The organism is Sphingobium sp. SA2 (assembly GCF_032227065.1).
Lineage (GTDB): Bacteria > Pseudomonadota > Alphaproteobacteria > Sphingomonadales > Sphingomonadaceae > Sphingobium.
Genome location: NZ_JAPMXX010000001.1, coordinates 716,499 through 740,846 on the forward strand (window position 1 = coordinate 716,499; position 24,348 = coordinate 740,846).

Sequence of the window (24,348 nt, forward strand, 5' to 3'; positions counted from 1 at the left end):
TCAACGCTCCTTCACATAGTGGCCAGGTGCCGGATAGAGCGCGGGATATCCCTTGTCGGGCGATCCCATCGGGGGAGGCGGGACGGGCTCGCTCGAATGGTCGACCAGCCATTCGCCCCAGGCGGTCCACCAGCTTCCCTCATGCGGCTCGGCGCGCGTAAGCCATTCCTCCGCGTCGAGCACGGGGCCGTCTTCCACACGATCGAGCACGCTGTAGCGACGCCCCCTGTGGCCCGGCTCCGATACAATGCCGGCATTGTGACCGCCGCTTGTCAGCACGAAGCGGATGGAGGCCGGGGAGAGCATGTGGATCTTGTGGACCGACTTCCACGGCGCGACATGGTCGCGTTCGGTTCCTACGATGAACATCGGTTTGCGCAGCGCCGACAGGGAAATAGCCCGGCCGTCGACCTTGTATTTGCCTTCGGCCAGATCATCATCGAGAAACAGACGGCGCAGATACTGGCTGTGCATGGCATAAGGCATGCGCGTGCCGTCGGCGTTCCACGCCATGAGATCGTTCATGGGCGCACGCTCGCCCATCAGATATTCGGTGAGGATCCGCGACCAGACGAGATCGTTCGAACGCAGAATCTCGAACGCACCGCCCATCTGGCTGCTGTCGAGATAGCCCCGGCTCCACATCATGTTCTCGAGCAGATTGAGCTGGGACTCATCGATGAAAAGGCCAAGTTCTCCGGGTTCGCTGAACTCGGTCTGGGCCGCGAGCAGGGTGACGCTCGCCAGCCTGTCGTCGCCATCGCGCGCCATTGCGGCTGCGGCGATGGACAGCAATGTGCCCCCGAGACAATAACCCAGCGCGTGGATATGCGCGTCGCCGCAGATCGCGTGGATGGCATCGATCGCTGCCATCGCGCCCAGCCGTCGATAGGCGTCCATGTCGAGGTTGCGGTCGGCGCTGCCCGGATTGTGCCAGGAGATGGCGAAGACCGTGTAACCCTGGCCCACCAGCCAGCGGACCAGCGAATTGTCCGGCGAAAGATCGAGAATATAATATTTCATGATCCAGGCGGGCACGATCAGCACCGGCTCCGGATGGACCATCCCGCTCGTCGGTTCATACTGGATCAGTTCGATCAGTTCGTTGCGATAGACGACCTTTCCTGGCGTCGCGGCAACAGTCTCGCCAACCGGGAACGCCTCAACTCCCGCCGGTGATTCCCCTCGTGCAAGGCGGCTCATGTCCTCGAAAAGATGCTCGATGCCGTCGATGAGGCAGCGCCCGCCTGTTTCGACGATCCGCTTCTGGAGCACGGGATTCGCCGCGATAATGTTCGTCGGCGCGACGATGTCGAGGATTTGGCGGGCCGCGAACGCAACCATGTCTTCATGATGACGGTCCACGCCCTTTATGCCCGTCGTGGCGGCGTGCCACCATTGCTGGGTCAGCAGAAATGCCTGCACGAGAAGATCATAGGGCTGTTCCCGCCAGGCAGGGTCGTCGAAGCGGCGGTCCTGGGGCAGCGGCTCGATTGCGGGAAGGGTGTCGGGATCGCCGGCGCGCCGGGCTGCATAATCAGCCAGTCGCATATATTTGCGACCCAGCTTGGTAGCCAGTTGCAACTGCCTGCCCGGAGAGATGGCGAGATGGAGCGCCCAGTCCGACCATGCCTGAACAAGCGTTGCGGGAGACAGGCCATGCGTTGCCTGAGCCACCATCGCAGCCGCTGCGTGATCGAGCGTCTCGGCGAGGCCGTCGAGGGGGTCGGTTTGGTGTTCATCGATCGACATGCTCAATCTCCTGCGGCGGCAGAGCGGCAATGCCTGCGAGCAGGCGAGTCCCTCTGCTGTGTTTCTTTGCGCAGGCGCTCGGCAGCCTGCAGAAAGGTTAAGTACCTCCCCTTTGAGGTTCACCGCGGCGGAGCGCATGGCTCGCCGTGGAGCAAAGTCTCGACGATGGTCTCTGCGATGAGAATTCGGGCGGCGTCCTCAGGGATCTCGGGAGCAAGCGATCGCAGGACAGTAGGAAAGCTGGCGGGTTGATTGGCAGCGGCGCTCAGCAACGCGAAAAAGAGCGCAGGGTGACTGGCCCTGATTATGCCCTGAGCGATTCCGGCCTCGTAAAGCGTCCGACAACTTTCATAGGCAGGATGGATCAGTTGTTCCGTAACCAATGTCGACCGCTCAGACCTATCCGCTGCGTGCCGAACGACAAAATCCCTCACATAGGGATGGTCCGAATAAAAATAGATTATGCGCGTAATCGCGTCGCAAAGTCGGTCATGAACCGAACGGCTATCGTCTGAGGCAATCTTGGAAATTTCCGCGATTATTCCGGTCGTGCTCTGTGTTATCGCTTCCAGGCAGGCTTTCCAGAGTTGAGCTTTGCTTCCGAAATGCACGCGGATGAGGTTTTGACTGACGCCAGCGGCCGATGCGATTCCTCTCAGATCTGCGCGCTCGAACCCGTCATGCGAAAATGCGCAGATGGCAGCCGCCAGCAATTCCTGTCTGCCACCAACCATATCCTTCTGCCTGCGGCCTCGGGGCGACGGGAGAGGATGAATGGCGACCTCTGTCGGCATGTAGACTCCATGATATGTTCAATTGAACATATATTATGGGTTGCACTTGCACAATGCCTGTTCGGCCGAAAAATCGAACGATCAGCAGAGGATGGGCGAAGCGCCTCTGAAAATACGGCAGTCCCGCTGGTGAGTGATCGCGACGCCTGGCGTCGATCAGACACCTTTACCACGCAGTGCTCGCTCCCATCACAACCGGGCCGCCGGGGCGACGAGTTCATAACCGAACTGCAGCGCCTCGCGGCTCCGCATTGAGCGCGATCTCAAGAATATGGAACAGAGTGGAGAGGCTGCGGAAGCTGAAGCCCGCACGCCCCGAGCTTCGCCTCGCTCGAAGAGGTAACGCAGCGGCCGAGGTCATCGGGCTATCCGTTCATCCTCGCGGCGACCGGGCGAACCCAAGCCCAGCGAAACTAGCCGACTCTCGTCCGTCTCGGGAGGCGCCACGGTCGCTGCTTCCCGCTGAGGGTGTCGCACGGAAACCGAGTATCCATACTTGAACGATCGTTCCCGAATCGCTATACATGACCTATGGCAAGACCTCGGGAATTCGACACGGATGCTGCCCTGGACGGTGCGATCACCGTGTTCAGCGAGCATGGATATGAGGGCAGTTCGGCGCAGATGCTCGTGGACGCCATGGGCATTGGGCGGCAGAGCCTCTACGCGGCCTTCGGCGACAAGTGGCAGCTCTATTGCGCGGCGGTGCGGCGCTACGGCATGGGCGAATGCGCGGCGCATTTCGAGGCGCTTCGCAGCGGCGCGCGCGCCATTGACGGGATCGGGGCCATGCTGCGGCGCGTCGTGGAGACAGCAGCCACGCCCTGTCTCGGCGTCGGCTCGACCTGTGAGTTCGGCGCATCGCGGCCGGACCTTGTCGATATCCATGCAGCACTGGGCAGGACATTGCACATGGCCATCGCCTCGCGCATGCGCGACGCGCAGCGTGAGGGCGATGTTGCAGCCAGCCTCGATCCCGAGGCTCTCGCGCAATTCCTGATCGCCAATATCGCCGGGATCCGCGTCGCCGGGCGTGGCGGCGCCGACCGATCAACCCTGGCTGCCCTGCAGGAGATGGTCATGCGCGCGCTGCGCTGACCCCTTTTTTGACCAATTACTGAACGATCATTCAAGATAGGAGAAAGACATGCGAGCAGTGGTGATGACCGCGACCGGTGGCCGCGAGGTGCTGGAGCAGATCGAGCGACCGGAGCCTGTCGCCGGGCCGGGCGAGGCGCTGGTCGAGATCGCGGTTGCCGGGGTCAACTTCATGGATATCGGCGTGCGTCAGGGGATTGCCTGGACTGACATGCCCAATCCCAAGATCCTGGGCGTCGAAGGCGTCGGTCGAGTTCTGGCAGTCGGCGAAGGCGTCGAGGCTGTTCAGCCCGGCCAGCGTGTCGCCTGGGTCTATGCGCCCGGCAGTTATGCTGAGCGGGTCGCGATCCCGGCAACGTCGCTGGTGCCGGTTCCCGATGCGGTCGACGATCGAACGGCGGCCTCGATCATGATGCAGGGGCTGACCGCCAGCCATTTCGCGACCGACTTCTATCCGGTCCTGCCCGGTGATATCGCCTTCGTTCACGCTGCGGCAGGAGGTCTTGGCCTGCTCCTGACCCAGATCATCAAGTTGCGCGGCGGCCAGGTGATCGGTCGGGTCTCATCTGAAGAAAAGGTCGCCACCGCCCGGGAGGCGGGCGCCGACCACGTCATTGTCGATACGGAAGGGCGATTTGCCGAAGAGGCCCTGCGCCTGACCGATGGAGAGGGCGTCCATGTCGTCTATGATGGATCGGGACCGACAACGTTTCAGGGTTCACTCGACGTCCTGCGCCGGTCGGGCACCTTCTGCTGGTATGGCCCGGTGCTGGGTGGGCCAGGGCCACTCGATATCATGAGCCTGCCCAGGAGCATCAAGATCGGCTACGCCGTCTTCTTCGACCATATCCATACCCCGGAACTGCTTCGCAAGCATGCCGCGCAGCTCTTCCAGTGGGTCGCGGACGGCAGGCTCAAGGTCCGGATCGGCGGCGAATATGCCCTTGCGGATGCGGCGAAGGCCCACGCGGATATGGAGAGCCGCAGGACCACCGGAAAGTTGGTGCTGATCCCGTGAGCGCTCGGGTCGCCATGGTGTTCGGGGGATCGCGTGGCATTGGCGCCGCCATCGCAAACCGGCTCGCCGGAGATGGTTTCGATCTGGCGCTGACCTATGTCTCGCAACCTGATCGCGCCGCTGAGGTTGTCCAAGCGATCAACGGCCTGGGACGCAGCGCCATCGCGATTCAGGCTGATAGCGCCGATGCCGATGCTATCACCGCATCAGTGGCGCATGCGGTCGATCGGTTGGGCATGCTCGACGTCGTGGTTGTCAATGCCGGCGTCCTTCGCCGCGCGACAATCGAGGCGTTCACGCTCGAGGATCTCGACCTGATGCTCGACGTCAACGTGCGCGGCGTCTTCCTCGCCATCCAGGCTTCGACCGCGCGGATGCGCGATGGCGGGCGCGTGATCACGATCGGCAGCAACACCGCTATTCGAACTGGCTCGCAGGGCAGCAGCGTCTACGCCATGACCAAGGCCGCCGTCGCGACCATGGTCAAGGGCGTCGCTCTCGACCTCGCGCCCCGGCGTATCACGGTCAACAACATCCAGCCGGGACCGATCGAAACCGATCTGACGGCTGCGATGGTTCCGCGCCTGCGCGACCTCATTCCACTTGGGCGGGTCGGCAAAGCGGAGGAGGTCGCGTCGCTCGTTTCCTATCTGATTAGCCCGGCGGCTGGTTACATGACGGGTGCCAGTCTGACGATCGATGGCGGGTATGTGCTCTAGCGATCGCCACGAAATACTGCAGTTCGGTCGATGACGACGAGAATTGCCGGGCGCCCTTCTCATGATTGACGTTCTGCGCATTCTCTCAATTCTATTGGACGTCGACTGGGTAAGGCATCGCCCTTAAAGGGGCGCGGAAGGGATCACATTGATGTTTACGGACGAAGAGCGGATCAAAGGGTCGGCGAAGCTGCCCGCCCATAGCCGGCACTCCCATGCGCCGCTCAAACTTCTCGCGGAGATGGCTGCCGAACATGGCCGTGAACTCGTCGCTTTGTTCTACGATACGCTGCTTCGTGACCAGGAGGCTGCCCAGTTCCTGAACCACGCTGTGGTGCAGGAGAGGCTCAGCTCTTCCCTCATTGAGTGGCTCACGCAGTTGTTTTCCGGACAGGACATTCGCGACTCCCCCGAAAAGCAGGCCCGCCAGAAGATCATTGGCGAAGTCCACGCTCGCATCAAGATTCCGGTCCATCTCGTAATGACAGGCGCGCTGGTGATCAAGACACGGCTCGCTGAATTGCTGCAGGGTCAGGCAGTCGATCCGTTGGTAGGCATTCGCGCGCTTCAACTTGCTGATGCGCGAATGGACACGGCCGTCATGCTCATCAGCCAGTCCTATGTAAAGGACACCACGGCAAGAGCGAGACTAGATGAAGCCTATCGGCTCTTCTCTCTGGATCAGGACGCTGCAGTCGACAAAGAGACGCAGCGCGCCAGCCTGATGGAGTGGAGCCAGAACACACTGTTCGCGCTTCTGCAAGCTGGCCCTGGTGGCGGGTTGCTCCGCTTGGGCGATTCCGCCTTCGGACTTTGGCTTCGGCATCGGGCACAGTTCATGTTTGAGCAATCGGCGCAGTTCAGCACTGTGGTCCGACTTGTCGAGCGCATCGATGAGATGCTCCTGCCAGAGCTGGATGCTCCCCGTAAGCGTCAGGATGGCTCATCCGCCTTGGCGGATTTGCGCGCCGCAGTTGACGAAATTTCCTTCCTGGTCGCTGATCTCTTCCAGACATTAAGCACCATGGAAGGAGGACGCGATCCGCTGACCCGTGCCCTTAACCGCCGTTTCCTGCCTGCCATACTTGGCCGCGAGGTCACATTCGCGAAGGAGAACGGGACAGCGCTCAGCGTCATGCTGGTCGATATCGACCACTTCAAGGCGATCAATGATCGGCACGGCCATCAGGTCGGTGATGAAGTCCTCCGGCAGGTGGCACAAGTGATCGTCGGGAATGTCCGGGCGACGGACTTCGTTTTCCGGTACGGGGGCGAGGAGTTCCTGATCGTCCTAGTCGAGACAGGCATCGAGGCTGCGGCCAACATAGCGGAGCGCATTCGGGCAGATATGGAGGGCCATATTTTCGAAACGGGAAGCTCGGGCGGCCTCAGTGTCACCGCGTCGATCGGCATTGCCCTGCATTCCGGCCATCCCGATCAGAAATTCCTGATCAAGGCCGCGGATGAGGCACTCTATCGGGCCAAGGCCGCAGGTCGCAACACGGTGGAACTCGCCCCGATTTATGGAGAAGGCGGGAAGGGGATTTGGCCGCTTGCCACATGACGTTCTTTACACCCAGATGTTTACGGGCATCAGGCTCCAAGTTTCCTGGATTTATCGGTGGCGGTATCGCTCGAGACCGCCACTTGCGTGGCTTGCATAACCAATCTCCCATGCTGCCCGAACATGGGAGGCACGGTAGGGATTGGCGTGACGCGGCAAGCCGGCCTGTGCGGCCTTCAGACCCCATCGATATGCATGGTCGAATTGCACTGATGGGCTCCTTCCCGATCAACCGATTGCCCGGCGACGGCGGCGGAGCATAATCGCGCCGACTGCCAGAACGAACAGGCCAAGCGCTCCTTTGCATTCCAGTTCCGTGTTTTCGCTGAAATCAGGAGACGACATTGCGACGCAAGCTCGTCAATGCGAGTGTGGCGAGCCTCTTTTCGCCTACGCCATTGCCGGAAAACTTGCTCATGGCCAAATCTATGGTGCGGACAAGCGCGTCGTCAGTGCGATCTGCCGCTGTCGATTTGCGCGCGTAGTGCTGCCTTACTCGCCCCAAAACAAGCGAAAGGAGACGGGCATCTTTAGGGCTCGCGATACGCCGTAGTCTTTGCAGTTCGTCGAGAGAAATTCCGACGCGTGTGTCGCGCAAAATCTCAAGCAAAGGAGTTGACGTATCGCCGCCGATCTCTATTAGCCTGGGTGTCAGCAGGCCGATACGATCCAGCATCGTGTTGATCCATTTGGCGGTGTCGGGCATGTGGCGCAAACCTGCTCGCCCGGCAAGATCGCGCCAACCGGCGCGCATCAAACGCAAGCTTGCCTTTTCAGCTCCAATCGTGCGGACGGCCTCCAGAACCAGCACCGCTAGCAGCGCACCGACCACTTGCGCGATTGCGGCGTTGGCGAAAAATGTAAAGCTTGACGAGTAAACAGCATCCAAGCCCATCAAGCCGGGCAGGGCCAGGATCATGCCGATTGCGATGGCTGCTGTGCGGCGATTGACCATCATGGTGCCTATCGTCAGTGTGGATCGGCGTGCAAAAAGGACCCCGTTAGCGGGGTGATCGGCGTCTAAAAGGGACCCCTCATTTCGATGGTTTAAGCAGCCGGCTGGATTTTCAGGCGGCGAGATCGGGATGTTGGTTTTGGAGACAGTTTTACGGATCCGGCGCGAGTATGCCGGAGGCAAGGCGATCAAGGCGATCGCACGGGATCTGCATGTGTCGCGGAAGGTCATCCGCAAAGCGGTCCGAGCGCCGGAGGGCGCCTTTGATTATCAGCGCAAGGTTCAGCCGCTGCCCAGGATCGGTCCGTTTCAGGAGCGCCTGAACACGCTGCTGGAAGAGAACGAGCTGCGCGGCAGGCGTGACCGGCTGCGGATGACGCGGATCCATGACCTGCTGGTGCGCGAAGGCTTTGAGGGTTCTTACGATGCGGTGCGGCGCTATACGACGCGCTGGAAGATCGAGCGGCGCAAAGATGCCGGCGATGGTGTCACGGCCTTCATCCCGCTGATGTTCAGGCCAGGCGAGGCCTACCAGTTCGACTGGAGCCATGAAGATGTTGAGATCGCCGGGGCACCGATGCGGGTGAAGGTCGCGCATATGCGACTGTGTGCCTCACGCGCGGTCTATGTCCGGGCTTATCCTCGTGAGAGCCAGGAGATGCTGTTCGACGCGCATGCGCGCGGCTTTGCTTTCTTCGGCGGCGTGCCAGGGCGCGGCATCTACGATAATATGAAGACGGCTGTGACGAGCGTGTTCACCGGCAAGGAACGCGTCTTCAACCGGCGGTTCCTGATCATGACCGACCATTATATGGTCGAGCCCACGGCCTGCTCGCCTGCGGCGGGATGGGAGAAGGGTCAGGTCGAGAACCAGGTGCAGACGATCCGGGGTCGCTTCTTCCAGCCCCGGTTGCGGTTCGCCAGTCTCGAAGAGCTCAATGGCTGGCTGGAGGCCGAGTGTCGGCGCTGGGCGGAACGGCAGCCCCATCCCGAACAGGGAGAGCTGACCGTGGCGCAGATGCTGGAGATCGAACGATCTGCGCTGCAGCCGATGCTGGGACCGTTCGACGGCTTCAATGAGAGCGAGCATGCTGTGACCGGCACCTGCCTGATCAGCTTCGACCGCAATCGCTACTCGGTGCTATCGACGGTGGCACGACGCACGGTGCAGGTCCGCGCCTATGCCGATCGCATCGTCGTTCGCTGCGGCGAAGAGGTTGTCGCTGAACATCCTCGCTACTTTGGGCGCAACCGCACGATCTATGACCCCTGGCATTATCTGCCAGTGCTGGCCCGCAAGCCTGGCGCGCTGCGGAACGGTGCCCCCTTCCAGGACTGGGATCTGCCACCGGCGCTTGCCCGCCTGCGCCGCAAGCTGGGTAATGGCGACGATGCCGATCGCCGGTTCGTCCGTGTACTGTCGGCCGTACTGACCGATGGCCTGGAGCCTGTCGAAGCCGCTGTGCATGAGGCACTGGCGACGGGCACGGCAAGCGACGACCTGATCCTCAACATCCTGGCACGACGCCGGGAACCGCCGCGTCCGCTGACGATCATCACCTCCGAGGATAGCGCTCTGCGCCATCCCCCGATCGCCGACTGTGCCCGTTACGACCAGCTGAGGACCTTCGATGCAGCGGCATGATATGATCGAGGCCATGCGCGGGCTTGGACTCAAGGGCATGGCGGGCGCGTTCGACGATGCCGTCATCACCGGCCTTCAGCGCCAGCGCACCACCATGGAGATACTGACCGATCTCCTGCGAGCGGAGGCGACGCATCGTCATGCCGCGTCGATCCGATACCGGATGGCCGCTGCCAGGCTGCCAGTCGTAAAGGACATCGATGCCTTCCGGTTCGAGGGTACCCCGATCAACGAGGGGCTTGTGCGTTCATTGCACAGCGGCGCGTTCCTGCCCGCACGGCGCAATATCGTCCTGGTCGGCGGCACAGGCACAGGAAAGACCCATCTGGCCATCGCCATCACCGCCAATGTAGTGCGCTCCGGCGCCCGAGGCCGCTACTTCAACACGGTCGATCTGGTGACCCGCCTCGAAGAGGAGGCCAGGATCGGCAAGAGTGGCGCTCTCGCCGCCCAGCTATCCCGCCTCGATCTGATCGTGCTCGATGAACTGGGCTATCTGCCGTTCGCCCGATCAGGCGGCCAGCTGCTGTTCCACCTGATCAGCAAACTCTATGAGCAGACCAGCGTCATCATCACCACCAACCTCGCCTTTGGCGAGTGGCCCACCGTGTTCGGCGATCCCAAGATGACCACCGCGCTCCTCGACCGCGTCACCCATCATTGCGACATCGTCGAGACCGGCAATGACAGCTGGCGCTTCAAAAACCGCAGCTGATCCCCCCCAGCACCGATCAATTAGAAGATGTTTTGCGCTGCGCGCGCCTCCGGTCGGGCTACGCCCTCCCTACGCCGCGCGCAGCGCAAGGAAGCCCGTCACATCAACGCTCCGCCATCCTGACAGGGGGTCCCTTTTGCGCGCCGATAAGGGGTCCCGTTTGCACGCCGATTGACAACCTTGATGGGCGTCAGTCGTGCCGAACAGGTGACGGACAATATCTCAGCGCTCAAGCTTCACTTGTCAGACAAGCATGTTGCGGCGCTCGATGCAGTCAGCGCAGACAGTGGGAAATTTCTCTATGGGCTGTTTCAACCGCAAGTTCGCAACCAGATTGTCTTTGGTGGCGCGGACATCCTGGCCTGAAACCAGCGCGACCAGAGCCGTCGGGGTATCGGCGGCTCCGTTCCAAAGCTATCGGTGAAAGTCCAGGCCCATCTTCACTCCCCGCCGTTCACTCAAAGCCAGCTTTTCGTTCCCCAAGCGCAGACGCTCCACCGACCAGGTCGGGTCGTTCGGTCGGCAACCGGCAAATAACTGCAACTGGGGTCCAAAGGACGCGCAGCCGGTCATGTTCCATCACAGCTGGTCTTTGTCGTCGGATGATTGGGATGCGCAGATGTTGTTTTTCTTGGCCAATAACTATCGCCTTGTCGCGCATGATCGTTGCGGTCCTGGCCGTTCGGCGCAGGTCGCCACGGGGCACAACATGGACCATTATGCTGCGGATGGGTCTGCCGTCGTCGAACATCTCGGTTTGAGGATGCTGTCTACATCGGTCATTCGACCGGCAGCGGCGAAGTTGCGCGCTATGTGCATCCTCTTACCTGGTAACTTCGAGAGGCCATGCCAACCGACAGCTTGAATTGGATCATCCGATGTTTGCGTTATAGCGCAGCTATCTCCAGCAAATCGGCTGTTGTTGGAGTAGGATGGCATTTATCAGCGCTGTAATCGAGGCGTCCAAGCCAGTCGGATTGGCATGGTGTCGTTTCCATGATCAAGGACGGTCCGCGCTAGACGAGGCTTTTTTTCATCAATCTGCGGAACCGTTCAAGGCGACCAGCAAAGATGGTGCTAGACGGCGGTGCCGCGATCGCCTTTTCGCAGACCATCGCGAGTGAGGCCTGGTCCGCATATTCTTCCGCTAAAAGAGAATATGTCATCTCGCATTCTGGAGAATGCGCGGTGATAGCCATTGATCGCTGCTTTCGGCTGCGGCGCGAAAAGTAGAAAAAATCCCACCCCCTCATATCTAACCCCATATCCGAAGACATATTATTACGCTGTCAGATTATTACGCTGTCAGAATGATGCGCCAAATTAGTTAATGAATATATCGAATATGGCAAAATCGTTTTAATAATATCACGCTTTAACTGCAATTGATGGCATAGTGTTCGATATGAATGTGAAATCCGCTCAGCTCGGTGCCGATCCGGTTTCCGGGTTGAAGCGCGGATTGTTGGCGTCGAGCGGCGAGGGTGTGATTTTGGCGGGCGGCGTCGCGCTTTCGGCCCAGGCGCGGCACAGCATGTCGCGCAGCATCGCGGCGCCGGCACTCGTCCGGTCATAGACGAACGCGCGCACATCCTTGTCGGCAAAATCGGCAAAGCCGTTGCGCTTTTCGAGCTTGTACAGATTTTCCACCAGGTCGCCCGCTTCGTTCAGAAAGCCCAGCACCGCATCGAACATGTCGCCACTCTGGCGGCGCGGCGTCCCGATGCGCGGCGCGATGTCCGCTACCGTCAGGCCCATCCCGTCGACGAACCGGCTTTCGAACCGGCCATGAACGGACCGGTCGGTGGTATAGTCCTTGGGATTGTCGCCGCGCCATCCGTCGGAATGAATCGAGTCATGGTGCGGCTGCGCCCCATCGCCGATATAATGGCCCAGCCGTATGACCTGAAAAGCGCAATGCTGTTCCGGGATCGACGCATCGCCGCCCTCCGCCTGGGCCTTGCGAACGTAGCGCATGCAGGTGATCAACCGTTCATAGGCTTCCATCGCCGCATAGGGCAGGGTGCCGGTCCAGCGTATATTGGTTCGCTGCGCCGTCTGCGGGTCGCTATCTTTGATCGCCTCATACTGTTTGTAGAGCGCCAGGACGAATTCATGGCGCGACCGCGGGATGGGTTTTACGAAGGTGAACTGTTCCCGAAACCAGCCATGATTGGGGTCTTCCTCCATCTTGGAGAAATTCTCCGCGTCTCCGCGCCAACTGTCGGGCAGCGAGGCCGAGGCTGCAATATAATCGACATGCTTGCGCAGGAAGACCGGCCCATCCTCCGGAATGGCCTCTATCGCCGCCCGATCAATCACGGCATGGGCGGTCTGGCCCCAAGCATGGGCGGCGGTCGGATGCAACGCCAGTGCGCTTATCGTGGTGAGGGCAAGGAGGAGGGTTCGCATCGTCTGAACTCCGAAATCAGGGGTCGAGGGGGTCGCGCGGATCGATCCGCGCCGATACGCGGGAGGGGCGGAACAGCAATTCGGTTGGCGACAGGCGGCGACCGACTTGCCCCGGCTGATAGCCAAGCTCCCGCTGGTTGCGCGTGGCGAATTGCGGGCTTTCGATCGAAGCGCTCTGGCCGGGGTTGCAGACGATCACGGCATCGCGATCCATCGGCGCATCCATCGCCATCAACAGGCGTGTCGCATTGCGCAAATTGGTGGTCGTATGCCGGGCATAGGGTTCGATCAGGATCGCGTCGGCCGGCACGCCATAGCGGTCGATCAGCGCGTTGCGCATCTGCTCGGCCTCGGCAAAGCGGGTCGCGCGGGGATGCGCCTTGCCTCCGGTCACGATGATAAAGGGCGCGTCGCCCTGCGCGAAGCGGCTGGCGGCCAGCCGAAGATGATATTTGCCAAAGGGGCTGATCGCCATGTCCGGCACTTCCGGCCCGACGCCCGTGACGATCAATGCGGAATAGCGATAGCGGCTCCAATCGAGACCTGTCGCGCGCGCCATGGCGGCCGCATTCGCGCCACCGGTCAGCGGTTCGAAACCGATCGCATCGGCGCGATCGCTACCGTCCAGCAGCGCCAGTGCATAGTCGATGCTGGGGTCCAGCGCCTGCGCCGATGTGTCGCGTGGGGTGCGTGACAGCCAATAAGCGGCCTGAAGCCGCGCCTGGCGCTCTTGCGGATCGATCGTGCCGGCCCCGTCGATCTGCGCATAGGCGGCTGGCGCGCCCAGGCCATAGGTGCGCAAGATGATGTTGATGCCTTCCATCTCGCGCTTGGCCTGCGCGGCCACCCCATCATCGGGGGCGGTCAGGCCAGCAGGCGCAGCCACCGACTTGGCCACGGCGTCGATGTCCGTTTCCGTCCAGATCAGCGCCTGCGCCACGCAGAACATATCCTGCGCGCAGCCAGCGACGCGCCGCTGCCGACTGTCCAACAGGGCAGCGATGTCCGCCTTGGAAACAAGTGTCCGAACAGCGGTCGGGTCGCGCGCCATCCCGTCGAAAAGCGGAAAGAGCCGCTGCGAAAGCCGTTCGGTCACGACATCGCGAACGGCCCCGGCTTGTGCCGGGACCGTCGCGATCGCAACCGCAGCCATAGTGGCGAACAGGGTCGCCATCCGTGCCACGGTGCGCATCATTACCAGGACTTGCTGATGACGAGGCGGAAGTTACGGCCAAAGATCGGCCGACCGTAAATGGCTTCCGCGCTGCCTTGGCCGCTCAGCGAGTCGGTACGAGTATTGCCTTCGGTCAGGCCATGGGCGTTGAACAGATTGTCACCCACAATCTGCATCTGCCAGCTACCATGGCGCGCCGTCACACCCGCGCCGATCGTGCCATAAGCGGGCAGGGCGGTGTTGTTGTACAGATCGACGAAGCGCTTGCCCATATAGGTATAGCGACCATAGACCGAGATATCCGTTTCGCCCGTCTGGAAGTCGAAGCTCGGACGGATATTGCCATAGATTTTCGGCTGGCGGACGATCTGGTTGCCCTCGGCCTGTTCCGGGTCGGCACCGGTCGCGCTCTGGAAATTCTTATATTTCGGATCGCTGATCGTCAGCGCCCCGTTGAGCGAGAACCACGGCGTGACCGCAACCGACGCGTCGAACTCCACGCCCTTCACCTGCGCTTCGCCGATGAAGGGAATGTTCACATCGTTGCGGCCCGTCGTCGGGTCGAAGGCGAGGAACGAGGCGTTGAGCGGATCGAAATTGGTGTAGAAGCCCGTGACATAGAGGTAGGAACGACCCGAAGCGAGCTTCAGCCCGACCTCGAACTGGTCGGCGACTGTCGTGATGATCGTGGGATTGATGCTCATCACCGTCTGCACATTGGGCGGCGTTTCAAGATGCGACGCGCGGCCATAGACGCCGACATTCTGGCTGAAGTCGTAATTGGCGCCGACCGTCCAGTTGGTGACGTTGGGCTTCCGCTTGGAATTGACGATGACGCCGGTGAAACCGCGCGTGGTGTCGTCGGCCAATGTCGTGGCATCGCCCAGATTGACCTGCTCGGTCAGCGCGGCCCAGCCCTTATAGCTGTAGCGTTCATGACGGACGCCCGCGTCGATGCGCAGGCCGGGAATGATCTCCCAGGTGTCGTTGGCATAAAGCGCGAACATCGTCGCGTCCGAATCGCCTTGGCTCAGCGTCGCGGCATAGTTCAGCACGCCATTGTCGGTGACACGGCCGATTTCCGCACCCGCCGCATTATAGGCAACCAGGTCGAGCGTGCGCGGCTGGCCTGCCACTTCGATCAGATAGTTCTGAAAAGTGGTACGGCTGCTTTCGCCATAGGCACTGGTGTAGAGGCCGAGCTTAATGTCGTGGCTGCCAATGCCGGTCTCGAACTTCTTGGCGACCGAGAAATTGCCCTGCGCCGAATAATATTTGGAATGAATATCGCGATACTGACCCTGCATGATGAGGCCGGAGGCGGCGTCGGGGTCATAGATGGTGTTGGTCCCCGCCAGCGTCAGGCCTAACCGACTGGCCGTCCCGAACGCGCTGTTCGCCCGGTTGCGAATGCTGTTGGCGCCACCGGAATCGAGGAAGGCGGTCAGTGTCGTGGGATTGGTGGTTGAATAGAAAGCGGTGAAATCCAGTTGTCCCTGGGTGTAACCGGCCTTGGCCGACACCAGCCAGCCGTCGAACTCGGCCTCATATTGCGCGCCGATATTGATCATCTGCATGTGGCGGCCATCAGCCAGGCCGCTGGTGCCGCTCTGGATCACGCCTGCGCCATCGCGATATTTCAGATTGACGTTGCGCAACGCGGGTGAGTTCATCGTCCCTTCGAAAAAGTCGATATATTTGTTCAGAGAAACGCTGGGGTCGCGCGGGTCCGCCGTAGGAATCGGCAGGTAGAAAACGTTGTGATCGTTGACATAATTGAGGCTCAGCTTGATCGAACCATTGTCCAGATCATGTTTGATGTTGGCGCGGATCTGGCCGCCCTTGTCGTTGGGGAAGCCATTGTCGCGATAGCCGTCATGCTGGCGCAGGAAGCCGCCGATCGCATAATAGGTATTCTCGCCGAGCGGTCCGGCCTGATAGGCATCCAGCCGATAGAGGCCGGTATCGCCCAGCGTCACCTGCGCCTTGCCGCGCGGCGTATCGCTGCCCGTCACGGTGATCGCGTTGATGATTGCGCCCGAATAGCTGGCATAGACCGGGGCAGGGCCGCCGCGCACGACCTCGACATGGTCGGTCATCAGGTCTTGCTTCAAGATCGCGTCGCCCCGGAAGAAGACGCCATCATTTTCGTGGAACAGCGGCAGGCCGTCCTGCTGGAAGCTGACAAAGCCACCATCATTGGGCAGGCCGCGGATGCGATAGATGTTCTGCACTTCGCCGCCGGTGATTTCGGTCTGGAAACCGGGCAGCTGGCCGATCAGATCGGCGAAGTTGACGGGGGCGATCTTCTCGACATCTTCGGCCGAGATGGTGTTGATCGCATAGGATACGTCGAAGCGACGCTGGGCGCGGGTCGAACCGGTGACGATGATGTCGCCCTGTTCGCTGTTCAGTTCGCCGCCCAGTTCGGCCGCCTGCTCGGCGGGGGCTGCATCCTGCGCAAAGGCGGGCGTGAGGAAGGTGGAACACAGCGCCGCAAGGGCGGTGCCGGTGGCAAAAACGGTCTTGATCATGAAAAGCCCCTCTGTGGTGGTCGAGCGGCCCGTGGTCGATGAACATGACATTTTTAATTATTGTTGTGAAAATAAATAAATCCGCCTAGCGCGGCGCTCATCGTGCGACAGAGCCGGTATGACGAGGGCCAAGGCCATGCAATTTCCCTCCATCGACAAGGACCAGCGCCGCATCCTGCAACGGCTGCGCAAGTCCGGCCCGCTGTCGCGATCCGCGCTGTCGGCGGCGCTGGAAATCAGCGGCACGGCACTGACCCGGCTGTCCCGCGATCTGCTCGCGCTCGGGCTGGTCGAGGAAATGCCCGACGTCGATGTGCAGCGGCGGGGCAGGCCCGCCATCCCCCTCCGCCTCGCTCCGCGCGGCGGCTATGCGGTCGGCGCGACGGCGCATAAGGGGCTGATCGAGATCGCGCTGGTGGACTTCACCGGCACCACGATCGCGATCCATCATGAAGCGACCGAGCCGATCGATCCCAGGGCGTTCGCGCACAAGATCCGCCGCATCACCCATATGCTGGTCGATCGCCATGGCCTGCTGGGGCAAAGGATGCTGGGCATCGGCATCGCGGTCCCTGGCCCGGCGCTGTCCTTGGCGGGCGACCGTTGGGCGGTGGTCGATGTCCTGCCCGATTGGCGGGACGCGCCCTTGCACGACATATTCTCAGCCGAAATGGGCTGGCCCTTGTGGATCGAAAATGACGCCAACGCCGCGGCGATCGCTGAATATTATCTCGGCGGCCTCATCCGCGATTTTTCCTCCATGGTCATATTGCTGCTTGGGTTTGGCATCGGCGCTGGCGTCATCGTGGACGGCCGCCTCGTGCGCGGGCAATTTGGCGCGGCGGGCGAGATCGGGGCCTTGTTTCCCGGTGACCGGCCGCGTCCCAGCCCGCTCGACCTGCTCGCCGTCCTGCGCGCAGGCGGGTGCGATATTTCCTCCGTCGCCGAAATCGATTTTGATGCCACAGACCAGGCGCCGATCATCGAAACCTGGCTCGACCGCGCCGCGCGGCAGTTGGAAATCGTTTGCAATTCCGCCTTTGCCTGGTTCGATCCGGGCGCGATCATGCTGGCGGGGGCATTGCCGCGCGCCATTCTCGATGGCCTGGCCGATCGCCTGCGCAGCGCCCATCTGGTCACCATGTTCGATCATCGCAGGCCGCCGGTGCAGGTCTCGAATCTCGGCAGTTCGCCCATCACCTTGGGCGCGGCGCTGTTGCCCATTCACGCGTTGTCGGCAGAAATTTGACGGAACATAAGAATGGCCGCGACCGGACGTTTTGGGTCGGCATGAAAATCCATGTTATTGCGCTGTTTGTCGGGCTGTGAGACTAGCACTCCCATGATGATGCGCGGCACCCACGACATGTCTCTGGTTATCCTGTCGATCCTGATCGCCATGTTCGCATCGTTCACGGCGCTCAGCCTTGCGACGCGGATGCGGGCATCGACCGGCTGGATGCAGCATATGTGGGTGACGGCCGCCGCCATTGCCCTGGGCGGCGGCATCTGGTCGATGCATTTCGTCGCCATGCTCGCTTTCACCATGCCGGGCATGGTGATGCGCTATGACCTCGCGCTCACCCTCTTGTCGCTGGCGCTGGCATTGGGCTTCACCTGGGCCGGATTCTGGATGTTGAGCCGGTCGGCCATGGCACCGCTGCGCTTGGCGGTGGCGGGCCTGTTGATCAGCGCTGGCGTGCTTGGCATGCATTATCTCGGCATGGCGGCGATGCACATGGCGGCAACGCTCCGCTATGATCCATTCTGGCTGCTGCTGTCCGTTCTGATCGCCGTCGGGGCCGCGACGGCTGCTATGTGGCTCGCCGCCCGCGATCATCAATTGTCGCATCGGCTGGTCGCGGCCGCCATCATGGGTGTGGCGATCGCCGGCATGCATTATGCGGGCATGCGCGCGGCGATCTTCACCGCAAAGACGGGCCTGACCATGACCGGCGGTGGCGGAAACCTAGGACAAACCTATCTGGCCATGTTGATCAGCGCGGTGACGGTGCTGATCCTGCTGCTGGCACTGGGTGCCGCCGGGCTGGAACGGCTGTTCCGCAATATCACCCGGCGGGAGGCGCGCATCGCGCTGCGCCTCAAGATCGCCGACGTGCTGCGTGGCCGCAATACAGAGGAAGCCTTACAGGAGGTCGCGGCGCTCATGGGCGCGCATTTCGGCGTTGCCCGTACCGGCTATGGCCAACTCGACCCGGTCGAGGACATCTTCCATTATGATATCTGCTGGACCGACGGGGCTGCGCCGCCCTTGCTGGGCCGCTACCCCGCCAAGACCTTCGGGCCGAAAATCGTCACCGCGCTCAAGGCAGGGCAGACGGTCGTCATCGATGATCTGTTTCACTCTGACCTCAGTAATGACACCCGCCTCCACGCGGACGCCAAATCGGTCGATACCCGCGCGATCCTCGTCGTCCCCTTCATCCGCGACGGCCGCCTGCAAACCATCGTCTATCTGAATGACCGCCACGCGCGCGCCTGGCAGCGGGACGATACCGCCTTCATGGAGGAGATCGCCGAACGCACCCGGCTGGTCATCGAACGCGCCGCGGTCGAGGAACAGTTGCGCGAACTCAATGCGACGCTCGAAGGACGGGTCGAGGCGCGCACGCGGGAATTGCGCGATGCGCAGGAAGCCTTGCTGCACAGCCAGAAACTCGAAGCCATCGGCCAGCTCGTGTCCGGCATGGCGCATGACTTCAACAATGTGCTGGCGGCGATCGTCGGGGCCTATGACCTGATCCTGCGCCGTCCCGACGACCTCGATCGTGTGCGTCGCTATGCCCAGGGTGGTCTCGACGCCGCCGAACGCGGTGCCAAGCTGACCGCGCAACTGCTTGCCTTCGCCCGCGCGCAACGCATCCAGCTTCAACCGCTCCTGGTCTGCGATGTTATCCGGCCATTGCACGACCTGCTCGCGCGTACCCTGGGGCCGATGATCAGGCTCGATTTTCAGCTCAACCCAAATCCCGTGCCGGTCCTGGCGGACGCGACCCAGCTGGAAATGATGGTGCTGAACCTGGCGATCAATGCCCGCGATGCCATGCCCAATGGCGGAACGCTGGCCATCTCTACCCATGTCCGCACCGTCAGCGGCGACAGCGAAATCGCCGACAATGACTATGTCGAAATCGCCGTGCGCGATACCGGCACGGGCATGGACGAAGTCACCTGCCGTCGTGCCATGGAACCCTTCTTCACGACCAAGGCGGTGGGCAAGGGCACGGGCCTTGGCCTCGCGCAAATCTATGGCAGCGCGCGACAGGCGGGCGGGACCGTCCGCCTCGAAAGCATCTTGGGCGAAGGTACCACCGTTCGCGTATTACTCCCCTGCACGACGTGGCAGCCCATCGCCGCGTCGCCCGCTGCCGCGCTTGCGCCTGCTGCGGAGCGAGACGCGGCGCGCATATTGCTCGTGGATGACGATGACAGCGTGCGGACCATCGTCGCGGGCGCCTTGGAAAGCCATGGCCATCATGTGGTCGAGGCGATTGATGGCGCCAGCGCCCTGATCAAGCTCGATGCGCAGGACTTCGACATCGCCGTTATCGACTTTGCCATGCCGGGTATGAATGGCGCCGAACTCGCCGCCCGGATCGCACAGCAATGCCCGTCGCTGCCCGTCATGTTCGCCAGCGGATTTGCCGATACTGACGCCATTGATTCCGTCACGGGCGGCAATGCCGTCATGTTGCGCAAGCCGTTCCGTATCGATGAATTGCTCGCCGCGATGCAGGGGCTGCTGGTGTCCCGACCGTTGGACAGCGTCGCCTGACGGCCGGAAACCGGCACCCCGGCCCAAACCTTCAATCCGGCGCGCTGGCCAACATGCCCGTCGACATGTCCAGCACGCCTACGAGCGCATCGATCTTGAAGGGCTTGCGCACTATGTGGGTGATCAGGCTCGTGTCCGCCGACACGCCTTCTTCGGCATAGCCCGTCACCATGATGATCGGCAGATCGGATGCCCGGCGTCGCGCGTCTTCTGCCAGTTCGATCCCGGTCATGCCCGGCATCGCAAAGTCCACGATCATCACGTCTGGAAGCTCGGCATCCAGCATCGTCACCGCCTCCGCGCCGGACGCCGCCTGCGTGATATGATAGCCAAAACTCTCAAGTCCTTCGGCAACGAACCGGCGCACGCCTTCGTCATCGTCCACGACCAGGATGTTGAGCTTCGCACGGACCCGGTCCGACGGCGAGATTTGCGCGACCAACTCCGTATCGACCACTGGTTGCTCGGCGAGCGGCAGCCAGATGCTGACGGTGGTACCCTCCTGCTCCACACTGTCGATCTGCGCGATCCCGCCTGACTGCCGGGCGATCCCGAAGACTTGGCTCAGGCCAAGGCCGGTGCCCTTGCCCAGTGGCTTGGTCGTGTAAAAGGGGTCGAACACTTTGGACAGGATCGGTCGGGGTATCCCCACACCATTGTCGCGCACCCGCACCACACCATAGCGTCCGGGCTTCACGCCCTCCGGTGCAGAGGGCCCGGCGTCCGTTTCGATCGTCAATATGCCGCCTTCCGGCATCGCGTCGCGCGCATTGATCGCCAGGTTCAGCACGGCCAGTTCGAGCTGATGCATGTCGGCCATCACCCAGGGCTGGCTCGCCGCCAGCGACCGTCGCTGGTCGATGCGCGGGCCGATGGTCCGGGCCAGCAGGTCGCTCATGCCCTCCACCAGCGCATTGAGGCTGAGCGGCGCGAGCGCCAATTGCTGGGTGCGCGAAAAGGCCAGAAGCTGGCGCGTCAGCTTCGCCGCGCGATCGGTCGCCTCCGCTGCGAAACGGGCGTGGCGCAATATCCTTTCGTCGTCGCTCCGCCGCTCGATCATTTCGAGGTTACCGGATACGACGGTCAGCAGATTGTTGAAATCATGCGCGATACCACCGGTCAACTGGCCCACCGCTTCCATCTTCTGCGATTGGACTAGCGCCGTCTGCGCGCGCTCGCGCTCGGCCACTTCCTCCATCAACATATTGTTGGCGCGCGACAATTCGCTCGTGCGCTCGGCAATACGCGTTTCGAGATTGGCGTTGAGGTGTGTCAGCCGCTCTTCGGCCAGTTGCAGCGCGGCGAGCCGCTCGCGCGCCTCATATTGTCGTCGCCGCACCCGCATCGCAGACCGCACAGCGCTGCCCAGCGTCTCGCTATGGATGGGCCGCTCCAGCACGATGACATTGCCCAGCCGCTCCAGCACAAGCATGGCGTCGCGGGGCCGATGCCCGGCCCGCCGCGTGGCGAGCAGGATGAAGGGAAAGTCCGACCATGGCGGCTGTTGCGCGACCCAGGCGTCGAGTGCGCTACGATCCGCCCCGGCCAGCGACTCCTCGGTGATGATCGCGGTAGCCGCGCCTTGAACCAGCTCGTCGCTCAGCGCACGCGCATCGGTGCAGGTCGTGCAGGCATAATCCTGCTTCGCCAACAGCGTTTCCATCACTGCCGCGTCTCTACCCCTCTGCGCCAGAACAAGGATGCGATCTTCCATCCTTATGTCTCGCTCGCCGCCGGCTCTGCTGCCAGCAAGGGCGTCTTGCCGCTATAGGTGGGCACGCCGGTCAGAACGCCGTCGAAATCCTTGAGCGGCTCGCCCACGGTAATGCCGTTGCGGCCCAGGCGATATTCCCTGATGGTCGCCTCATGCGGCGTGGTGCGGCTCTTCACGACCGACACGGCCTTGAGCATTTCGCCCTTGGCCTCGAAATAGCGGAAAAGGACGATCGTGTCGGACAGATAGCTGAGGTCAACGTCGGACCGGACCTCGCCGATGATACCATGCTGCCCCAATATGAGGACGGTGATAACGCCCTGCTGGTTCAGATAGCTCAACATCTCGTGCATCTGCAGCACCAGATATTTCTCGCCCGGCATGGCCTGCAGAAAGGCGTTCAGGCTGTCGATCACCACGAAGCGAACGCCATCCTCTTCCACGGCGCGGCGGACCCAGCTCGCAAATTCGCCCGGCGACATTTCCGCGGGGTCGATCTGCGTGACGGTCAGCGCGCCGCTGTCGAGATGCGGCTGCAAATCCATGCCCATGGCGCGGGCACGGGTGATCATCGTCGGCCGTCCTTCATCGAACAGGAAATAGGCCGCCTTTTCGCCGCGCGCGATGGCGCTCAGGCCAAACTGCACCGCGGTCGTCGTCTTGCCGACGCCCGAAGGTCCATTGAACAGCAAATTGGTGCCCACCGAAATGCCGCCGCCCAACATCTGGTCCATGCGCTCCAGCCCGGTGGAAACCAACTGCTGGACATATTGACCATGATGTTCATTTGCGACCAGACGGGGGAAGACGGCCACACCACCGGTTTCGATCACGAAATCATGATAGCCACCGCGATATTTCACGCCGCGCATCTTCACGACGCGCAGGCGGCGGCGTTCGGTGCCATAATCCTGCGCCGCTTGTTCCAGCGTGATGACGCCATGGGCAATGCTGTGCAACTGCAGGTCGTTGGGATCGGAACTGCGATCATCGAGCATCAGCACCGTGCAATGGCGCTGCGAGAAATATTGCTTCAGTGCTAGGATCTGGCGGCGATAACGCAGCGAATTTTGCGCCAGCAACCGCATTTCTAACAGGCTATCGAACACCACCCGAACCGGCCGGATGCGATCGACGCACTCCATCACGCCCTGGATCGTCTCGCCCAATTCCACTTCGGACGGCTCCAAAATGGATTGCTCCGCGTCGGGGTCCAGCCCTTCGCCGCTGACCAGTTCAAACAGGTCGATATCGTCCAGCACCCAATTATGGCTGCGCGCGACTTCCTTCAATTCCGCCGATGTTTCAGACAGGGTGATGTAAAGGCCGCGCTCTCCCTGGCGCGCGCCTTCCAGCAGGAATTGCAGCGCGATCGTCGTCTTGCCGCTGCCGGGCGTTCCTTCCAGCAGATAGGCGCGATTGGCCGTCAGCCCGCCGCCCAAAATATTGTCCAGGTCCGCAATGCCGGTGGAAATCGTCACCTTGCGGTCATCGGTGGCCAGATCCGTCATATCGTCCTCAAACTCTTGCGCTCACAGGGAGCCGGTTGTTTCAGAAACGATTTGATCGCGATTTTGGTCCATGAACGGCTGTTCACATGACCGGACATCAACCAAAATCACGTGGTTCATCGCAGGAAATCGGGCTTGGCGACACGCATCCGGCGATAGCGCGCTTCGATCAGGCTAAAGACCCCGAACAGCCCCAGGCCAAAGGCCACGACGCTCAAAATGATGGTGCCTTCCTCCTGTGCCCGCAATTGTTTGAGCGCTTCGCCCAGCCCACCCGCCTGATCGGGATCATGGTTCAGCGCGGCCGAAATGACGAACCAGCCGATCAGCGCGAATATCAATGCGCGCGCGGCATAACCACAGCGTCCGATCCAACGCACATAGTCGGGGGCGGGGGTATCGCCATCCAGTTCGTGAAACTCCGCCTTATAGGCTTTGATCGCCTGAGTCGCGGCAACCGCAAAGAGAACCAGGCCAACCAGTACCAGAAGGAACACGCCGCCCGGCTGGGACAAAAGCCAGGCGGACCAGCTTTCGGCGCTCGCGTCCCCCGGACTGCCCTGCTGCGCCGATGTCTGGCGCAAGGCCAAGCGCGCTGCGGCGACCGCCAGGATGACATGGGAAATGCCGCTCATGGCATAGCCCACCCGCTTGAATTTCCCCTTGAGCGTCCGGCTGCAATTTTCCGGGTCCATCGCCGCTTCGGTCAGTCGCCATATGGCGTAACCGGCAAACCCCAGCGCGCAGATGGCCAGCAGCACATGGCCCAGCGGCGCATCGACCATGCTGCCCAGCGCACCTTGATTATCCTTCACCTCGCCGCCCGTCGATGCGACATCCAAAGCGAACCAGCCGATCAGGATATAGACGAGTCCGCGCGCTGCAAAGCCGATGCGCGCGAATAGGGTCATACGGTCACTATAAATCATGAGGCCTCCTATCGGGGA

Annotated in this window: 19 protein-coding genes and 1 pseudogene; 10 read left to right on the forward strand and 10 right to left on the reverse strand. The window is 61.8% G+C overall.

The genetic code is table 11. The features are described 5' to 3' along the window. Entirely contained in the window at positions 1-1,752 is a 1,752-nt protein-coding gene (locus tag OVY48_RS03605) for a PHA/PHB synthase family protein (protein ID WP_004207062.1), read from the reverse strand. Between the two features lie 119 nt (positions 1,753-1,871). Beyond that, positions 1,872-2,546, reverse strand: coding sequence for a TetR/AcrR family transcriptional regulator (locus tag OVY48_RS03610; protein ID WP_017503672.1), 675 nt, complete (start codon positions 2,544-2,546; stop codon positions 1,872-1,874). 531 nt (positions 2,547-3,077) lie between these two features. Here OVY48_RS03610 and OVY48_RS03615 point away from each other — a divergent pair. From OVY48_RS03615 to OVY48_RS03630, 4 genes are all read left to right on the forward strand, one after another. Continuing rightward, complete coding sequence (locus tag OVY48_RS03615; protein ID WP_004207065.1) at positions 3,078-3,644, forward strand: TetR/AcrR family transcriptional regulator; 567 nt, start codon at positions 3,078-3,080, stop codon at positions 3,642-3,644. A gap of 49 nt (positions 3,645-3,693) precedes the next feature. Beyond that, entirely contained in the window at positions 3,694-4,662 is a 969-nt protein-coding gene (locus OVY48_RS03620) for a quinone oxidoreductase family protein (RefSeq protein ID WP_004207066.1), read from the forward strand. Continuing rightward, positions 4,659-5,381, forward strand: coding sequence for an SDR family oxidoreductase (locus tag OVY48_RS03625; RefSeq protein ID WP_232016162.1), 723 nt, complete (start codon positions 4,659-4,661; stop codon positions 5,379-5,381). The genes OVY48_RS03620 and OVY48_RS03625 overlap by 4 nt, the downstream gene beginning before the upstream one ends. Positions 5,382-5,532: 151 nt before the next feature. Next, complete coding sequence (locus OVY48_RS03630; RefSeq protein WP_036526763.1) at positions 5,533-6,945, forward strand: diguanylate cyclase; 1,413 nt, start codon at positions 5,533-5,535, stop codon at positions 6,943-6,945. A gap of 331 nt (positions 6,946-7,276) precedes the next feature. On the opposite strand, the gene OVY48_RS03635 is transcribed toward OVY48_RS03630, so the two are convergent. Beyond that, positions 7,277-8,131, reverse strand: coding sequence for an FUSC family protein (locus tag OVY48_RS03635; RefSeq protein WP_313921861.1), 855 nt, complete (start codon positions 8,129-8,131; stop codon positions 7,277-7,279). Here OVY48_RS03635 and istA point away from each other — a divergent pair. From istA to OVY48_RS03655, 4 genes and pseudogenes are all read left to right on the forward strand, one after another. Further along, the gene (istA, locus tag OVY48_RS03640) at positions 8,031-9,545 is read left to right on the forward strand and encodes an IS21 family transposase (protein WP_313921615.1); all 1,515 of its coding nucleotides are present in this window, start codon (positions 8,031-8,033) and stop codon (positions 9,543-9,545) included. The two genes, OVY48_RS03635 and istA, sit on opposite strands and share 101 nt — an antisense overlap. After that, entirely contained in the window at positions 9,532-10,260 is a 729-nt protein-coding gene (gene istB, locus OVY48_RS03645) for an IS21-like element helper ATPase IstB (RefSeq protein ID WP_313921616.1), read from the forward strand. Before istA ends, istB begins: the two co-directional genes overlap by 14 nt. A gap of 183 nt (positions 10,261-10,443) precedes the next feature. Beyond that, entirely contained in the window at positions 10,444-10,626 is a 183-nt protein-coding gene (locus OVY48_RS03650; RefSeq protein ID WP_313921862.1) for a hypothetical protein, read from the forward strand. A 205-nt stretch (positions 10,627-10,831) separates the two neighbouring features. After that, positions 10,832-11,076: pseudogene (locus OVY48_RS03655) on the forward strand (alpha/beta fold hydrolase); the annotation flags it as partial. A gap of 200 nt (positions 11,077-11,276) precedes the next feature. Here OVY48_RS03655 and OVY48_RS03660 read toward each other — a convergent pair. From OVY48_RS03660 to OVY48_RS03675, 4 genes are all read right to left on the reverse strand, one after another. Then, entirely contained in the window at positions 11,277-11,459 is a 183-nt protein-coding gene (locus OVY48_RS03660) for a hypothetical protein (RefSeq protein ID WP_156106335.1), read from the reverse strand. 223 nt (positions 11,460-11,682) lie between these two features. Further along, positions 11,683-12,672: a nuclease gene (locus OVY48_RS03665; RefSeq protein ID WP_037480352.1), complete on the reverse strand. Its 990-nt coding sequence runs from the start codon at positions 12,670-12,672 to the stop codon at positions 11,683-11,685. A gap of 16 nt (positions 12,673-12,688) precedes the next feature. Then, entirely contained in the window at positions 12,689-13,867 is a 1,179-nt protein-coding gene (locus OVY48_RS03670) for a YdcF family protein (protein WP_409592852.1), read from the reverse strand. Further along, positions 13,867-16,380: a TonB-dependent receptor gene (locus OVY48_RS03675; protein ID WP_037480350.1), complete on the reverse strand. Its 2,514-nt coding sequence runs from the start codon at positions 16,378-16,380 to the stop codon at positions 13,867-13,869. Before OVY48_RS03675 ends, OVY48_RS03670 begins: the two co-directional genes overlap by 1 nt. Before the next feature lie 136 nt (positions 16,381-16,516). On the opposite strand from OVY48_RS03675, the gene OVY48_RS03680 reads away from it, so the two are divergent. Further along, on the forward strand, positions 16,517-17,629 hold the full coding sequence (locus OVY48_RS03680; RefSeq protein ID WP_037480778.1) for an ROK family transcriptional regulator: 1,113 nt from the start codon (positions 16,517-16,519) through the stop codon (positions 17,627-17,629). A 117-nt stretch (positions 17,630-17,746) separates the two neighbouring features. Further along, positions 17,747-20,176, forward strand: coding sequence for an MHYT domain-containing protein (locus OVY48_RS03685; protein WP_313921863.1), 2,430 nt, complete (start codon positions 17,747-17,749; stop codon positions 20,174-20,176). A gap of 31 nt (positions 20,177-20,207) precedes the next feature. Here OVY48_RS03685 and OVY48_RS03690 read toward each other — a convergent pair whose 3' ends face one another. The 3 genes from OVY48_RS03690 to OVY48_RS03700 form a co-directional block, all read right to left on the reverse strand. Next, complete coding sequence (locus OVY48_RS03690) at positions 20,208-21,890, reverse strand: response regulator (protein WP_313921864.1); 1,683 nt, start codon at positions 21,888-21,890, stop codon at positions 20,208-20,210. A gap of 2 nt (positions 21,891-21,892) precedes the next feature. Beyond that, positions 21,893-23,401: an ATPase domain-containing protein gene (locus OVY48_RS03695; RefSeq protein ID WP_313921865.1), complete on the reverse strand. Its 1,509-nt coding sequence runs from the start codon at positions 23,399-23,401 to the stop codon at positions 21,893-21,895. A gap of 116 nt (positions 23,402-23,517) precedes the next feature. Further along, positions 23,518-24,330, reverse strand: coding sequence for a DUF1206 domain-containing protein (locus tag OVY48_RS03700; protein ID WP_052027834.1), 813 nt, complete (start codon positions 24,328-24,330; stop codon positions 23,518-23,520). Positions 24,331-24,348: the final 18 nt, after the last annotated feature.

Coding starts and splice junctions, on each gene's coding strand:
- OVY48_RS03605 (WP_004207062.1), bottom strand. CDS start 1,752: ATGTCGATCGATGAACACCAAACCGACCCCCTCGACGGCCTCGCCGAG.
- OVY48_RS03610 (WP_017503672.1), bottom strand. CDS start 2,546: ATGCCGACAGAGGTCGCCATTCATCCTCTCCCGTCGCCCCGAGGCCGC.
- OVY48_RS03615 (WP_004207065.1), top strand. CDS start 3,078: ATGGCAAGACCTCGGGAATTCGACACGGATGCTGCCCTGGACGGTGCG.
- OVY48_RS03620 (WP_004207066.1), top strand. CDS start 3,694: ATGCGAGCAGTGGTGATGACCGCGACCGGTGGCCGCGAGGTGCTGGAG.
- OVY48_RS03630 (WP_036526763.1), top strand. CDS start 5,533: ATGTTTACGGACGAAGAGCGGATCAAAGGGTCGGCGAAGCTGCCCGCC.
- istA (WP_313921615.1), top strand. CDS start 8,031: ATGTTGGTTTTGGAGACAGTTTTACGGATCCGGCGCGAGTATGCCGGA.
- OVY48_RS03635 (WP_313921861.1), bottom strand. CDS start 8,131: ATGACCTTCCGCGACACATGCAGATCCCGTGCGATCGCCTTGATCGCC.
- istB (WP_313921616.1), top strand. CDS start 9,532: ATGCAGCGGCATGATATGATCGAGGCCATGCGCGGGCTTGGACTCAAG.
- OVY48_RS03650 (WP_313921862.1), top strand. CDS start 10,444: ATGGGCGTCAGTCGTGCCGAACAGGTGACGGACAATATCTCAGCGCTC.
- OVY48_RS03660 (WP_156106335.1), bottom strand. CDS start 11,459: ATGGCTATCACCGCGCATTCTCCAGAATGCGAGATGACATATTCTCTT.
- OVY48_RS03665 (WP_037480352.1), bottom strand. CDS start 12,672: ATGCGAACCCTCCTCCTTGCCCTCACCACGATAAGCGCACTGGCGTTG.
- OVY48_RS03670 (WP_409592852.1), bottom strand. CDS start 13,867: ATGATGCGCACCGTGGCACGGATGGCGACCCTGTTCGCCACTATGGCT.
- OVY48_RS03675 (WP_037480350.1), bottom strand. CDS start 16,380: ATGATCAAGACCGTTTTTGCCACCGGCACCGCCCTTGCGGCGCTGTGT.
- OVY48_RS03680 (WP_037480778.1), top strand. CDS start 16,517: ATGCAATTTCCCTCCATCGACAAGGACCAGCGCCGCATCCTGCAACGG.
- OVY48_RS03685 (WP_313921863.1), top strand. CDS start 17,747: ATGTCTCTGGTTATCCTGTCGATCCTGATCGCCATGTTCGCATCGTTC.
- OVY48_RS03690 (WP_313921864.1), bottom strand. CDS start 21,890: ATGGAAGATCGCATCCTTGTTCTGGCGCAGAGGGGTAGAGACGCGGCA.
- OVY48_RS03695 (WP_313921865.1), bottom strand. CDS start 23,401: ATGACGGATCTGGCCACCGATGACCGCAAGGTGACGATTTCCACCGGC.
- OVY48_RS03700 (WP_052027834.1), bottom strand. CDS start 24,330: ATGATTTATAGTGACCGTATGACCCTATTCGCGCGCATCGGCTTTGCA.